The organism is Piscinibacter sp. XHJ-5 (assembly GCF_029855045.1).
In the GTDB taxonomy this organism is placed as follows: domain Bacteria; phylum Pseudomonadota; class Gammaproteobacteria; order Burkholderiales; family Burkholderiaceae_C; genus Albitalea.
The window spans coordinates 5,077,991-5,092,128 of record NZ_CP123228.1; the positions used below are offsets into that span (position 1 = coordinate 5,077,991).

16 protein-coding genes are annotated in these 14,138 nt (G+C 69.1%); 4 read left to right on the forward strand and 12 right to left on the reverse strand.

Translation table 11 applies throughout. The features are described from left to right. Nucleotides 1–7: 7 nt before the first annotated feature. Nucleotides 8–637, forward strand: coding sequence for a carboxymuconolactone decarboxylase family protein (locus tag P7V53_RS23925; protein ID WP_280152002.1), 630 nt, complete (start codon nt 8–10; stop codon nt 635–637). A gap of 77 nt (nt 638–714) precedes the next feature. Here the strand turns inward: P7V53_RS23925 and P7V53_RS23930 are convergent, their stop codons facing one another. The 7 genes from P7V53_RS23930 to P7V53_RS23960 all read right to left on the reverse strand — a co-directional run bounded on the left by P7V53_RS23930 (nt 715) and on the right by P7V53_RS23960 (nt 6,077). Then, a complete protein-coding gene (locus P7V53_RS23930) occupies nt 715–1,050 on the reverse strand; it encodes a DUF4242 domain-containing protein (protein WP_280152003.1) in 336 nt (111 codons plus the stop codon). Between the two features lie 58 nt (nt 1,051–1,108). Then, nucleotides 1,109–1,384: a DUF4242 domain-containing protein gene (locus P7V53_RS23935; RefSeq protein ID WP_280152004.1), complete on the reverse strand. Its 276-nt coding sequence runs from the start codon at nt 1,382–1,384 to the stop codon at nt 1,109–1,111. Nucleotides 1,385–1,415: 31 nt separating this feature from the next. Continuing rightward, on the reverse strand, nt 1,416–1,694 hold the full coding sequence (locus tag P7V53_RS23940) for a DUF4242 domain-containing protein (RefSeq protein WP_280152005.1): 279 nt from the start codon (nt 1,692–1,694) through the stop codon (nt 1,416–1,418). Between the two features lie 119 nt (nt 1,695–1,813). After that, nucleotides 1,814–2,077, reverse strand: coding sequence for a DUF1127 domain-containing protein (locus P7V53_RS23945; RefSeq protein WP_280152006.1), 264 nt, complete (start codon nt 2,075–2,077; stop codon nt 1,814–1,816). Nucleotides 2,078–2,140: 63 nt separating this feature from the next. After that, entirely contained in the window at nt 2,141–5,107 is a 2,967-nt protein-coding gene (locus P7V53_RS23950) for a BTAD domain-containing putative transcriptional regulator (protein WP_280152007.1), read from the reverse strand. After that, nucleotides 5,104–5,553, reverse strand: a complete 450-nt coding sequence (locus P7V53_RS23955) for a hypothetical protein (protein WP_280152008.1) — start codon at nt 5,551–5,553, stop codon at nt 5,104–5,106. The genes P7V53_RS23950 and P7V53_RS23955 overlap by 4 nt, the downstream gene beginning before the upstream one ends. Nucleotides 5,554–5,603: 50 nt before the next feature. Then, a complete protein-coding gene (locus tag P7V53_RS23960; RefSeq protein ID WP_280152009.1) occupies nt 5,604–6,077 on the reverse strand; it encodes a RidA family protein in 474 nt (157 codons plus the stop codon). A gap of 340 nt (nt 6,078–6,417) precedes the next feature. Between P7V53_RS23960 and P7V53_RS23965 the strand changes: the two genes are divergently transcribed. The 3 genes from P7V53_RS23965 to P7V53_RS23975 all read left to right on the forward strand — a co-directional run bounded on the left by P7V53_RS23965 (nt 6,418) and on the right by P7V53_RS23975 (nt 8,321). After that, nucleotides 6,418–6,723, forward strand: a complete 306-nt coding sequence (locus P7V53_RS23965; RefSeq protein ID WP_280152010.1) for a hypothetical protein — start codon at nt 6,418–6,420, stop codon at nt 6,721–6,723. Between the two features lie 134 nt (nt 6,724–6,857). Beyond that, the gene (locus P7V53_RS23970; protein WP_280152011.1) at nt 6,858–7,499 is read left to right on the forward strand and encodes a hypothetical protein; all 642 of its coding nucleotides are present in this window, start codon (nt 6,858–6,860) and stop codon (nt 7,497–7,499) included. Nucleotides 7,500–7,580: 81 nt separating this feature from the next. After that, the gene (locus P7V53_RS23975; protein WP_280152012.1) at nt 7,581–8,321 is read left to right on the forward strand and encodes an ankyrin repeat domain-containing protein; all 741 of its coding nucleotides are present in this window, start codon (nt 7,581–7,583) and stop codon (nt 8,319–8,321) included. 170 nt (nt 8,322–8,491) lie between these two features. Here the strand turns inward: P7V53_RS23975 and P7V53_RS23980 are convergent, their stop codons facing one another. The 5 genes from P7V53_RS23980 to P7V53_RS24000 all read right to left on the reverse strand — a co-directional run bounded on the left by P7V53_RS23980 (nt 8,492) and on the right by P7V53_RS24000 (nt 14,136). Then, entirely contained in the window at nt 8,492–9,781 is a 1,290-nt protein-coding gene (locus P7V53_RS23980) for a TRAP transporter large permease (RefSeq protein WP_280152013.1), read from the reverse strand. Between the two features lie 40 nt (nt 9,782–9,821). Continuing rightward, nucleotides 9,822–10,253, reverse strand: a complete 432-nt coding sequence (locus P7V53_RS23985) for a TRAP transporter small permease (RefSeq protein WP_280156602.1) — start codon at nt 10,251–10,253, stop codon at nt 9,822–9,824. 158 nt (nt 10,254–10,411) lie between these two features. Next, entirely contained in the window at nt 10,412–11,374 is a 963-nt protein-coding gene (locus P7V53_RS23990) for a TRAP transporter substrate-binding protein (protein WP_280152014.1), read from the reverse strand. Between the two features lie 55 nt (nt 11,375–11,429). Further along, complete coding sequence (locus P7V53_RS23995; RefSeq protein WP_280152015.1) at nt 11,430–12,272, reverse strand: NAD(P)-dependent oxidoreductase; 843 nt, start codon at nt 12,270–12,272, stop codon at nt 11,430–11,432. Between the two features lie 472 nt (nt 12,273–12,744). Continuing rightward, nucleotides 12,745–14,136, reverse strand: a complete 1,392-nt coding sequence (locus P7V53_RS24000; protein ID WP_280152016.1) for an aldehyde dehydrogenase family protein — start codon at nt 14,134–14,136, stop codon at nt 12,745–12,747. Nucleotides 14,137–14,138: the final 2 nt, after the last annotated feature.

The following is a 14,138-nucleotide window of genomic DNA, read 5'->3' on the forward strand; positions in this document are numbered from 1 at the left end:
GCACCCGATGAGCTTCATCAAGACCATCCCGCCCGATGCCGCGCGCGACGGCACCGCCGCGATGTACCGCCGCCAGCAGCAGCACTGGGGCTACGTGCCCAACTATGCGAAGGTGTTCTGCCACCGCCCCGAGCTGATGGCCCGCTGGGCCGCGCTGCTCGCCGAAGTCAAGCGGCCGCTGGACCGGCGCCGCCTCGAGCTCGTGACCTTCGTGGCAGCGCACGAACTCGGCCATTCGGCCTGTTCGCTCGCGCACGGCTGCGCACTGCGCGAGCACTTCAGCGACGAGGAGATCGTCGCGATCGCGCAGCAGCGCGTTCAGGCGCAGCTGTCGCCGGCGGAGCAGGCGATGCTGCGCTTCGCACGGCGCGTCGCGCGCGACGCGGCGTCCGTCACCGCGGACGACGTGGACGAGTTGCGGGCGCACGGGTTCGACGATGCCGCGATCTTCGACATCGCCGCCGCGGTGGCCGCGCGCGCCTTCTTCACGAAGCTGCTCGACGCGATGGGCGTGCAGCCCGACGCACCGTTCGCCGGCTTGCCGCCGGCGCTGCGCGATGCCCTGGCGGTCGGGCGGCCGATCGATGCCAGGCCGCCGGTCAGGATGCCGGTCGACGGCGTACCGGCTCTCGGCTGACACCGCGCCCGGCATCGCCGCGGCACAAGCAAAAAGAACGGCGCCACACGTGGCGCCGTTCTTCGCGCGCGGCCGATTCAGCGTGCGGTCGTCGGGTCGATCACCGCGGCCACCGCCGTGATGCGGTTGGCCGGCAGGCCCGCGCGCTTGGCGTGCTCGCGGATCAGCGCTTCGCTGGGCGCGTTGTAGATGCAGTAGATCTTGTCGCCGGCGACGTAGCTGTGCACCCACTGGATGTCCGGTCCGAGGTCGTGCAGCACCTTGTTCGAGTTGCGCGAGGCGTCGCGCAGCTGTTCGGGCGTGAGCGTGGAGACGCCGGGCATGTCGCGCTCGATGACGAAGCGCTGCTGGGCCAGGGTGGGCAGCGTGGCGCCGAAGGCGAGCGCGCACAGAACGATGAGCTTGTGGTTCATGGTGAAGATGACGTGTTGACGTGGGAAGTTGATGAAGGCAATGGCAGGACGGGCCCTCTCAGGAGATTGGCGGGTACGGATCGAGCCGGTCCACCTCGGTGATGCGGTCCACCGGCAGTCCGTTGCGATCGGCGACCTGGCAGATGGCGTCCCGCGACGGGGCCTCGTAGAGACAGAAGGTCCGGCGTCCGTCCAGGCTCACGTAGGAACGGATCCACGTGACCTGGAACGGCGTGTTGACGGCGATGACGCTCGCGCAGGTCTTGCGGCCGTCGCGGTCCAAGGGGATCGCGAGCCCGTGCGGGAAGGTCCGCTCGACCAGGAAGCGAGGCATCGCCGTCTTTGTCGTGAGGCCCGGCCGCCGGTCACTCGGCCATGTAGAAGTACGGATCGAGCACGCTGACCTTCGTGATCGAGTCGACCGGCAGGCCGTTGCGCTCGGCCACCTTGCGGATCGCCTCGGGCGACGGACCGTCGTAGACGCAGAAGGTGTTCTTGCGATCCGGGGTGACATAGGAGTGCACCCAGGTCACGCCGTCGGCGGCGTTGACCTCGACCACCCCGGCGCAGGCCTTGCGGCCCTCCGCGGTCATGGGGATCGACAGGCCGTTCGGGAAGGTGCGTTGGATCATGTAGCGGTTCATGGTTCGGATGTCCTAAGAAAAGGATTGATTGAAAAGGAGCTGGGATCGGGATCGTTGGAGTGGGTGGTGGGCTCGCGGTCGGGCGTTCTCCTTGGGTGGGGTGATGAGGGGAGCGGCGCTCAGATCACCTGGGTCACGCGCCGCAGCGTCGCGGCACGCAGACCATGGACTTCGGCGCTCACGGCACCGACCTCGCAACGATGGAAGCCAAGGTCGTGCAGCGTGCGGTCGTCCAGGTCGGCCAGCGCGCGCGCCGTGCGGCGCGCCTGCTCGCGGGCTCGCCAGCCGCGCACGGCCTCGGCGATCCGGATCCGCAGCAGCGCCAGGCGAACCGCCGGCGTGGCGAAGGAGAAGGAGAAGAGGAAGGAAGGGAAGGTGTGCATGGTTCGTCCTTTCGTGAGGACGAACTGTGCAAACGGGGCCGTTCCGCGGGCGTTCCGCGGCGCTCAGCGGTCGGGGAAAGCGACCAGGTCCTCGTGCTTGTCGGGGAGATCGATCGCCACGCGCTGCAGCAGCGCGTCCAGCGTCAAGCCGCCGGGCGCGGCCAGCGGCTCGGAGTGCCACTCGCGCGACTGGCGCCGCAGGTCGTCCCGGTCGGCCGGGCTCAAGCCCGGCTCGGCGATCGCCAGCGTGAGCACCTTGCCCGCCGCCGCGGCATGGCCCGTGCCGTGCAGCAGCCGGGCCAGCGCCAGCACGGCGACCTTCTTGAACGTCGGCGCCTCGAGCGCGAGGGCGATACCGCAGGCCAGGGCGATCGACTCGCGCGCTGTCACAACGTCGCCGCGCTGCAGCGCCACGCTGCCCAGGCTGGCGTGGACCCAGCACAGCAGCATGCGCTGACCGCTGGCCTCGCCCATCTCGCGGGCCCGCCGGCCGTGGCGCAGCGCCGCGTCCAGGTCGCCGCGCGCGTGCGCGAGATCACACAGGTTCGCCAGCACGAGCGCCTGCGTGGCCGTCAGTCCGGCCCGCTCGCACAGCGCAAGGGCCTCGGCCAGCACTGGATTGGCCGCGTCGAACTCGCCGCGGGCCAGGTGGAGCGAGGCCAGGTTGTTCAGGCCGAGGGCCAGCACGGCGACGTCGCCGAGCCGACGCTGCAGCACGATCGATTCCTGCGACAGCCGCAGCGCCTCGTCGGTGTGCCCGAGCCGCTTCTCGACCAGCGCGAGGTGATCGAGGGTGACCGCGCGGTCGCGGGTCGGCGCGTGGTCGCCACCGAGCTCCAGCATCGCGCGGTAGTGCCCGGCGGCTTCGGCCAGGCGACCCAGCCGCATGGCCGCCGAACCGAGCACGTTCAATGCGAGGCGGCTCATCTGGTGGTCTTCGTCGTCGGCCTCGGCGGCGCCGGCGAGCGCTTCGCGCGCCAACGCCTCGGCCTGCGCGTAGCGGTCGACGCGGTAGTGCTGCTGCGCGGCGTGCACCAGCAGGCGCGCCCGCACCGCCGGCTGCGCCGCCACCGCCGGCGCCTCGAGCGCCGCCTGCAGCAGCGTCAGGCCGCGCTGCGGTTGGGCACGGTGCTCGGAGTGGTCGGCCAGGGCCCAGGCCGCGGTCGCCAGCCCGGCCGTCGGGCCGTGGTGCGAGAGCCACTCGACGGCCAGCCGGCAGTTCTCGAACTCCGCGTCGACGCAGCGCAGCGCCTGCGGATCCCCGCCGCGCAAGGCCGTCTGCCGATCGCTGAGCAGGTCGCGGAAGAAGCGTGCGTGCGCAGCGCGCGCCTGCGTGAACGCCTCGCCGTCGCCGAGTCTGAGCGCGGCGAACTGCTGCACCAGCGGGTGCAGCGACATGCGCGGGCCGTCCTTGCGCAGCAGGGACTTGTCGACCAGCGCGCCGAGCACCGGCAACGCAGCCGAGGCCACGGCCTTCGCCGCTTCCACCGTGAAGCCGCCACGCGGCACCGACAGGCGCGCCAGCGCCTGCCGCTCGCGCTCACCCAGCAGGCGCCACGACTGCTCGAACACCGCCTCGAGGCTGGCCTGGCGCGCCGGGAAGGCCGGGTTGGCGGCACGGAAGAGGTCCGTGCCCTCGCGCAGCTCGCGGGCGATCGCATCGCAGCGCATCACGCGCGTCCAGGCGGCGGCGAGTTCAAGGGCCAGCGGCAGGCCGTCGACCTGCCGGCAGATGTCGACGATGGCCGCGCACTCGGCCGCGGCATCCAAGCCGGGCTCGGCGCGCCGCGCCGCGGCGATGAACAGGCGCGAGGCGTCGAAGTCCTCCAGCCGGTCCATGTCCTCCGGCTCGGGGCACGGCAGCCCGTCCAGCGGCAGCGCCCACTGGGCAGGCAGCGCGAGGCGCTCGCGCGTGGTGACGATCAGCTTGAGCCCGGGCGCGGCGTCCAGCAGCTGCTGCAACAGCGGCGTGGCGGCGCCGGCGATCGGCTCGAAGTTGTCGAGCACCAGCAGCACCGAGCGCACCCGCAGGTGCTCCTCGAGCGACTCGGTCTCGTCGCGCATGCGCTGCCGCGGCACGTCGAGCTCGCGCACCAGCTTTGCCACCAGGGCGGCCGGCCCGTCCACGTCCTCCGCCGAGACGAAGAACGCGCCGTCGGCAAAGAGCGTGGCGACGTCGTCCAGCGTGTGACGCACCAGGCGCGTCTTGCCGATGCCGCCGGGCCCGACAACGGCGAGCAGGCGGCAGTCCGGCCGCCGCATCAGCTCGACGAGGCGACGCTGCTCGAACACGCGCCCGACATAGCCGTCGTCCGCAGCCGGCGCCGGCGCGGCGGGCAACGACGCCTGCGCGTGGAGGCTGTCGTGCACGCTGCGCAACGCGCTGCCCGGCTGCACGCCAAGTTCCTCCTGGAGCTGCCGCGCGAACATGCGGTAGGTTTCGCGTGCGCGCGCCGTCTGCCCCGCGGCGGCCAGGTGCCGCAGGTGCGCCTGCAACGCCGCCTCGTCGAGCGGATCCGCCTCCAGCATCGCCGCGGACAGCGCGATGCCTTCGTCCGCCGCGAGCGGCTGCTCGAGACGCTGCAGCGCCGCGGCACGCCAGCGCTGGCGCCAGCGCTCGCGCTGGGTGCGCAACCATTCGCTCCAGGCTTCGTTGCCATCATCGTCGAAGCCGAGCAGCAATTCGCCGCGATGAGCCGCGAGCGCCTCGCCGAGGTGCTGGTCCTGCACCTGGCGGTCGAAGGCATCGACGTCGGTCGGGGCGGCCACGCGAAGGAGCGTTCCGTCGGTCTCCACGACACCGGAGCCGGGCGTGTCGCGCAGCCGGAACAGCGCCTTGCGCAGGTTGGTCGAAGCCAGGTCGCGCGCCAGTTCGGGCCACAGCAGGGTGGCGAGCTCGCTGCGCTGCATCCAGTCGCGGCGCAGCGCCAGCATCGCGACGATCTGCCAGCGGCGCTCGAGCGGCAGCGGCACGAGCTCGGCGCCGCGGCGCAGCGCCGGCGTGCCGATCAGGCGGAGGTGCCAGGTCATGCGCCGGCCAGGGCGGACAGGCAGTCGACCTGCCAGGCGAACTCGGGCTGGAAGGATTCCGGATCGGCCACGGCCCCGTACCCGCCCTGCGCGTAGACCGACGCATACGCGGCATACGCCGCGGCGACCAGCGGCTTGCCCGCCAGCGCCTGGGCGACGGCGCACGTGGCGGAGACCGCGGCGTGCCCGCACCCGTCGATGGACCGGGATCCCTCGTGCCGACGGGCCAGCCCTGCGGCCTCGGCGGCCAGCCGCTCCACCGACGACCGGTTCGCGCCTGTGTCGAGGTACCGGCCCAGGCCGTCCAGGCAGTCGATGACGGCCTGTTGCTCCAGCAGGTGGCGTACGCGCAGCGCGCAGGCGTGGCCGAACGCGAGGCGCAGCCGATCGTGGACCGCAGCGTCGAGCTGGAGGTGGTCTGCAAGGCGCTGGAGGGCGTGGTTCACGGGGATCTCCTGCAGGACGACCATCGGCCGCGTGCGGCGGCCGGCCGCCGCTAACGTCGGACCGAGGCGATCAGGTCGAGCTCGACGCTCGCATTCTTCGGAAGCTGAAAGACGCCGACCGATGTACGGGTATGCGTGCCGGCGCGATCGAGCACGCGGTGCAGCAGTTCGGACGCCGCATCGGCCACTTCGCTGTGCTGCGTGAACTGCGCGGCCGACCGCACGTAGACCGTCACGCGCAGGACCTGGCGCACTTCGTCGAGCGAGCCCAGCGCGCGCTGCAGCAGGACGAGTGCGCGCATGGCACATACGCGCGCCGCATGCTGCGCCTGGTCCAGGCTCACGTCGTCGCCGACGCGGCCGGTCACGACGACGGTATCGCCGACCCGCGGCACCTGCCCGCTGACGTAGACGACGTGGTCGTCCCGCACGAGCGGCACGTAGTTGCCACCCACGCGCAGCTCCGCGTCGAAGGAGTAGCCGAGGTCGGCGGCGGCCTGGGTCAATCGGGCGTCGGCATCCATGGGTCGGTCCTCGTCGTCAGGAAGGAGGGGCTCAGCCGCGGAGCCTGCGCTGCGGATGGCTGTGCGTGTTGTCGAGTGTGCAACGTTCCATGGCTGGCTCACCACGGCATTGCACCGCCGATGCCGGCCTCGAGGGCCCGGCGGTACGCGAGGTTCGCCGCGACCATGTCTCCCATCGCGAGGCCCATCGCCTTGTAGACCGTAACCCATCTTCGCCGGCGTCATCCTCGCTGAGGGTGAGCAGGGTCCGGCGCCCCTTGCGGATCTCGAAGGCCGCCAGCGCGGTCCACGTGTGAATCGTGTTCATGATGCGTCAGGCGTCGTGGGTGGACATGCGGTCATGTTCGTCGTCGCCCGGGCATTCCTCAAATGCGTTGTTCGCTCTTCACTTGAGCGGTGCTCATCCGAAGATGAACTGACTGTCGACGATGCCGCGCACACGCTCACGGTCAGCGTGGCGCCGTACTTCTCGGCGCGCTGGTTGACGCTTAGGCTGGGTCGCTGGTGGGCGCGGCATCCGAACAGCGACCTGCAGCTGCGTCATGCCCCTCCAGCCTCATCCGGCGTTGCGCGCCTCCCGACCCTGCGCAGCGGACGAAAGCCATCGATTGCCGACCTTCTGACCTTCTGGCAAGCGGGAAGATGAGAACTGCTTCTCGCATTGATGGGAAGAAGCTTGGCGAACGCGAACTGGAGAACCCCTGCCACCTACACTTCGTGGCCTGTGGCGCAGCACGACAAGCTGCTGCGAGTTTCCGCCCTCGCAACAAGGAAGAAGACATGATCGTGTGGGGTAAGAAGAGCAAGATGGCCCTTCTCGGGTCAGAAGGCAGCAAGCCCTGCCCCGTCTGCGAAAAGGAACGGCCCTTCAACCTGATGCTGCAGTACACCGTCCACCACATCTGGTACGTCTTCAAGTGGGTGAGCGGCAAGCAGTACGGGACGGCGTGCGAGGTGTGCCAGCGTGGCGACAAGCTGGACGCCAAGGCGGTGGAGTCGAAGCTCCAGAAATCGCCCATTCCCTTCGGTGACCGGTGGGGCTGGGCATTCCTCGCCGGATTGATCGCCATCGCAGCCGTGTTCGGCGCGTTGGACGATTCGAGCCGGAGCACGAGTCGCGAGACCTATCTGGCCGCCCCCAGGGCGGGCGACCGCTACATCGTGAACCTGGCGAGCCTGTTGCAGGCGCCTCAGTCCAAGTACATGTACGGCGTGTTGCGCGTGCGCGCGGTCCATCCCGATTCGGTCGAGTTCGATGCGCCAACGTTCTTCTACAGCAGCGCGTCGGGTCCCAGCAAGGACATGCGCGCCGGGAAGCTGGACGAGCCGGGCTACTTCTCCGAGAAGCCGATCGTTCTTTCCCGCGACCAGATCGCACGCATCCACCAGGAGCATGCCATCCACTCGATCGATCGCTTCTGAACTCGCTGCTGCAGGCGGGACAACGCACGCATGGACTTATGGCGGTTGGTGGTGGCCCAACCGTACTTGAGGGGGGTGAGCATGCTGATCAAGGCTTTGACCGCTCTGGCCACGGCAGCCATCGTTCCGGCGCAGGCGGCCCCGTCGGGACAAACGGCGATGGATCTTCACGTTGCAGCCGCATCCGATGATGCGCCCCGGGTGGCGACGCTCGTCAAGCACGGTGTGCCTGTCGATGCGATCGTCCACGAGGGCGTGACACCCCTGATGACGGCGGCCAGCAACAATGCGGCAGTCTCAGCCCGGAAACTCGTCGAGTTGAAGGCGGACGTGAACCGAAGAACCGCTGCCGGCTGGACTGCATTGCTCTACGCGGCCGAGACCGGCAGCGTCTCAGCGCTCGACGTGCTGCTCGACGCAAAGGCAGACGTGCATGCAGTGCTTGCCGGAGGTGAGAGCGCCCTCGTGCAGTCCTGCTTCAGGAGGCACCCGCGCGCAGCCCATCGACTCATCGATACTGACATCGACGTGGACCGTTCGTCGGCTATCGGTCTGACGGCCTTGCTGGTCTGCGCAGACGCCGGCTTCGAGGACGTGGTTCGCCGTTTGATCGAGAAGAAGGCCAACGTCAATGCCGCCAACCAGTACGGTGAGACGGCCCTCATGCGCGCCGCCCTTCGCGGGCACCTGGGCGTCGTGAAGCAGTTGGTCGCTGCAGGCGCAGACAAGGACGCGCGCGACCGACAAGGCAGGACTGCCCAGGACTGGGCACGAGCCAATGGCCATGTGGAGGTGAGCCGTGTGCTGAGCGGACGGCTGTAGTCCAGCCATCCGATCGCGGAGATCACGGCGTGATCGCCTTGCTGTTCGAGCCGCAAGCAGACCTTGCCAAGCGTCTGCTCCTGGCGGGGTCCCGCCGACGAGTTGTCCTTGTCGACGGTCGGCTCAGCGCCGCATCGCTGACGTATGCAGGGAGCCGCTGCGCCCCGCGGCTACCTGAACATCGAAGGCAGCCACAGCGAGAACGCGGGCACGTAGGTGACGAGCAGCAGGCAGGCGGTCAGGGCGCCGTAGAACGGCAGGATGGAGCGCATCACCTGCCCCACCGACACCCCGCCGATCGCGCACCCGACGAACTGCGTGACGCCGACCGGCGGCGTGTTCAGGCCCAGCGCGCAGTTGATCAGCATGACGATGCCGAACTGCACCGGGTCCATGCCGAATTGCGCGGCGATGGGCAGGAAGATCGGCGTGCAGATCAGGATGGTGGCCGCCATGTCGAGGAAGGTACCCAGGATGAACAGCAGCACGTTGATCATCAGGAAGATCACCCAGGGCTGGTCGGACACCGAAGTCATCAACGCGCCGGTCTTCTGCGGCACCTCATACATCGCCATGAAGTAGCCGAAGGCCGACGAGATGCCGATCAGCAGCAGCACGACGCCGGTGGTCTTGCAGGCCTTCGCGCAGGCCTTGAGGAAGTCGTGCCAGCTGAGCGAGCGGTAGACCAGCGCCGTCACCAGCATCGCCCACAGCACCGCGGTGGCCGCCGACTCGGTGGCGGTGAAGATGCCCGAGAGGATGCCGCCCAGGATGATGAACACGATCAGCAGCCCCGGCAGCGCGCCCAGCAGCGCGAGCAGCACCTCGCGCCAGCCGGGAAAGGCGCCGCGCGTCGGGTAGCCGCGCTTGACGGCGACGTAGTAGGCCGCCGCCAGGTTGCACACCGTCAGCAGCAGCGCCGGGATCAGGCCCGCGAGGATGAGGCTCAGCACGCTCACCGAGGCGATGCCGGTGGTGGCGAGCGCGAAGATGATGAGGTTGTGCGAGGTCGGCATCAGCGCCCCGACCAGCGCCGCATGCGTCGTCACGTTGACGGCGTAGTCGGCGTCGTAGCCCTCCTTCTTCATCAACGGGATCATCACCGAACCCATCGCCGACACGTCGGCCAGCGGCGAGCCGGCAACGCCGCCGAACAGCGTGCAGCCGATCACGTTGCTCATGCCCAGTCCGCCGCGCACATGGCCGACCAGGCTGTTGGCCAAGCGCACGATGCGGTCGGCGATGCCGCCGTACAGCATCAGCTCGCCGGCGAAGACGAAGAACGGGATCGCGAGGAAGGAGAACACCTGCATCCCGCCGACCATCTTCTGGAAGACGATGGCCACCGGCAGGCCGGCGTAGAGCACGGTGACGATCGACGCGAGGCCGATCGAGAAGGCCACCGGCACGCCGACGACCAGCAGGATGGTGAAGCTGACAGAGAGGACGAGGAGTTCCATCGGGCGTGCGGCGCGTCGCGGTGATGCAGGGACGGTCGGGTCAGTGCCAGGCCGGCACGACTTCCTCGTCGCGCAGCAGCGCGACGATGTGTTCGATCGAGAAGAGCACGATCAGCACGCCGGCGATGACCAGCGCGAGATAGTCGACCCCGACCGGAATGCCGAGCATCGGCTTGATGTCGCTCCACTTCATCGCGGTCCACATCCAGCCGGACCAGGCCATGATGGCGCCGAACAGGCCCACCAGCGCATGGATCAGCACCTCGATCTTCAGGCGCAGCGATTCGGGCAGCAGCGACACCAGCGACTCCAGCCCGATGTGGCCGGCATCGCGCACGCCGACGGCGACGCCGAGCGCCGTGACGTACAGCACCAGCTGCAGCGCCAGGCCCTCGGCCCAGGTCGGGGTGTCGTTGAACAGGTAACGCCCGACGACCTGGTACTGCACGCAGAGGATGACGCCGAGCAGCATCACGATCCCCAGCCACAGGCTCGCCGCCGACAACGCGCGGCACAGCCGCGAGTAGGCGTGCCGCGACGGCGGCCGCCGGGCGTCGGGCTCCAGCGTTGGCGCGACGGGCGCGGCGGCGGCGGCCGCGGCCGCCGCGCCGGCGATGACGGGGCGCTCGTTCACTTGCTCTCTTGCGCGGCTTTCACCAGCCGCTGCAGGTCGGGCGTGGTGATGAATTTCGCGTAGACCGGCGCCATCGCGGCCTTGAACGAGGCCTTGTCGACGTCGGTCACGATCTGCGAGCCGGCCTTGACGACGATGTCGAGCGCCTTCGCCTCCTGCTCGTCCCAGCGCTTGCGCTGGAAGGTGACCGACTCCTTCGCCGCGGCGCGGAACATGTCCTGGTCGGCCTTCGGCAGCTTGTCGAACACGACCTTGGACATGACCAGCACCTCGGGCGCCATCGAGTGTTCGGTCCGCGAATAGACCTTCACCGCCTCGTAGTGCTTGAAGCCTTCGTACGACGGAATGTTGTTCTCGGCGGCGTCGATGACGCCGGTCTTCAGCGCCGTGTAGACCTCGCCAGTGGGCATCGGCGTGGCGTTGGCGCCCATCGCGCCGACCAGCGAGACCCACAGGTCCGACTGCTGCACGCGGATCTTCAGTCCCTTCGCGTCGGCCAGCGTGCGAACCGCCTTCTTCGCGTAGATCGAGCGGGCGCCGCTGTCGTAGAACGCGAGGCCCACCAGCCCCTCGTGCTCGCAACCCTTGAGGATCTCCTCGCCGACCGCGCCGTCGAGCGTCTTGCGCATGTGGGCGATCGAGTCGAACAGGAACGGCAGCGTCGGCACCAGGCTCTTCGGGCAGATCGAGTTGAGCGAGCTGATGTTGACGCGGTTCATCTCGAGCGCGCCGATCTTGACCTGGTCGAGCGTCTCCTTCTCGCTGCCGAGCGCGCCCTTGTTGAAGACCTTGATCTTGTACTTGCCGTTGCTGCGCTTGTCGAGCAGCTCGCTCATGTGCCTGACGGCGGCGACGGTGGGGTACTCGTCGCTGTTGTGGACGTCGGCCGAGCGCATCTCCACGCCGTGGGCGGCGAAGGCGGCGGCGAGCAGGACGGAAAGAAGGACGGGCTGGCGCATGGTGGCTTGTCTCCTGGATCGATGGACGGATGAGGGCGAGGAACGTGGCGGGCGGTCAGCCGTCGCCTTGCTCGAAAGGTCCCTTGGTAACGAACCCACCGCCCTGATAGACGACAGCGGGATCCCGCAGGTCGAGCCGGGGTTGGGCGGTTTCCGTGTCGGCGCGGAAGGGCTCGGAGCTGTCCTGCGGCACGTAGCCCAGGTGGCGGGCGCTGGTGTTGTCCCACCAGACCGTGCGGTTTGCGGACATGCCGAAGACGATGCTGTGGCCGACGACCGGCGCGGTCAGGCACGCGAGGACGAGGCGCTCCAGGTCGTCGAAGCTCAGCCAGGTGGCCAGCATGCGGCGGTCCTTCGGCACCGGGAACGACGAGCCGATGCGCAGGCAGGCCGTCTCGATGCCGTAGCGGTCGAAGTAGAAGCGCGACAGGTTCTCCCCGAAGGCCTTGCTGATGCCGTAGTAGCCGTCGGGGCGGACGGGGTCCTGCGGCGTGATGACCTCGTCCTGCCGATAGAAGCCGGTCACGTGATTGGAACTCGCGAAGACGATGCGCCGGACGCCATGGCGGCGCGCCGCCTCGTACAGGTGGTATACGCCGACGATGTTCGCCTGCAGGATCGGCTCGAACGGCCCTTCGACCGACACGCCGCCGAGGTGCACCACCGCATCGACGCCGTCGAGCAAGGCATCGACCGCCGCACCGTCCTCCAGTGCCGCGGGCCGCAGTTCCTCGCCCTCGCTCGCCGCGCCGAGGTCTGCCACGTCGGACAGCCGCAGCGTGTCGCACCAGGCCTTGAGTCGAGGCCGCAGCACGCGTCCGAGCCCGCCGGCCGCACCGGTCAGCAGCAGGCGCCCGAAGCGCAGTCCGGTGAAGGGATCGTGGAGATCGAGAGCCATCGTGAGTCGGGGGGTTGCGACGTTCACCGATTTGCCAGCACGCGTCGGTGATGTACGTCATCTGTTGTCGTACAACTGAGCCGCAATACTCTACCACCGACCCCCGACTGTCAAGCCGGTAGGCAGCTAGGGAAAACGCGAGTCACATGCAGGTTCCGCGTTCCACCACCCCTCCGCGACGGCCGTCGCAACCTGGCGCTCGGGGGGTCGAAGGGATGACCTCGCGCATCCGCGACGGCCACATGCGCGCCGGAGACCCCTTGCGGCGCACGCACGAATAGGCGGGCCGGAACAGGGTGGGCGGGGGCCGGGCGAGCTCCTTGGTGCATTGGAAAGCAGAGGCCGCCGCGCCTTGATCTGCGCCTTAGTTGTATGATGACTGACGTCTGGAACACCGGACGTCTCTCTGGGAGTTCCGGTACTCGGGGAGCCACTCGATGGCAAACCTGTCTCTTCGCTCGTCAGAAGCCTCTCAGGTCAGCGTTCCCACGAACATCTTCTCGACCTGCATGTCGCGGAACGTGTACGGGATGCCTCCGACCCCGAGCCCGGACTCGCGCAGCCCCGCGAACGGCATCCAGTCGACACGGAAGGCGGTGTGATCGTTGACCATCACCGCCGAGGCGTCGAGCCTTTCATAGGCGCGCATCGCGGTCGCAAGGTCGCGCGTGAACACGGCGGCCTGGAATGCAACCGGCAAGGCATTCGCGCGCGCGATGGCTTCGTCGAGCTCGTCGTAGGCATAGACGCAGACCACCGGGCCGAAGACCTCTTGCGTCGAGACCTTGCAGTCGGCCGGCGGCTCGAGCAGCACGGTGGGCTCGTAGCAGGAAGCGGAGATCGCCTTGCCGCCGCACAGCCGCGAGGCCCCGCCGTCGATCGCCTCTCGCACCCACGCGTCGACGCGCTCGACCTCCTGCGTGCGAATGAGCGGCCCGACATCCGTCGCGGGCAAGGTCGGGTCGCCGACCTTCAGGCGTCGTGCCTGCTCGGCAAGGCGCGCGCTGAGCGCCTGGACGACCGAGCGGTGGGCGAAGACGCGCTGCACCGACACGCAGACCTGGCCCGCGTGATAGAAGCCGCCCTTGACGAGCTTGGCCACGGCTGAATCGAGGTCGGCATCGGCCGCGACGATGGCCGGCGCCGCACCTCCGTGTTCGAGCGCGCAACGCGCTCCCGGTGCCAGCTTGGAGCGCAGCATCCAGCCCACCCGGGCACTGCCGATGAAGCTGAAGAAGCCGACCCGCCGGTCGGTCACCAGCTGCGTGGCCACGGTGTCGTCCGTCACGAGCGCCACGCACCAACCGGGCGGCAGACCCGCTTCGCGCAGGATGTCGACCAGCCGCAGGCACGACAGCGGCGTGTCGCCGGCCGGCTTGACGATGACCGGACAGCCCGCGGCGATGGCCGGCCCCGCCTGATGAACGATCAGGTTCAGCGGATGGTTGAACGCGCTTACCGCCACGACCACGCCGATGGGCTCGCGCTGCGTGAAGGCGACGCGCCGGGCGGACGCGGCATTGACATCCATCGGGATGACATGCCCGGCTTCGCAGCGCAGCACCTCGGCGCAGTTGAGCATGCCGTCGATCGCCCGCGCCACCTCGACACGGGAGTCGACCAGCGGCTTGCCGCCCTCGCGGGCGGCTTGCAGCGCCAGCGTCTCGGCGCGATCCTCCATCAGCCGTGCGGCCTTGCGCAGGATCTCGATCCTGCGCGATGCGGGCAGCCAGCCATCGCGGTCGCGGAACAGCGCGTAGGCCGTTGCGATCGCCTGCTCTGCCTGCTCGCTGCCGGCCATGTCGATGGTGGAGATCAACGCGCCATCGAACGGCGCACGGACTTCCTTCCGACGGTTCGTCATTG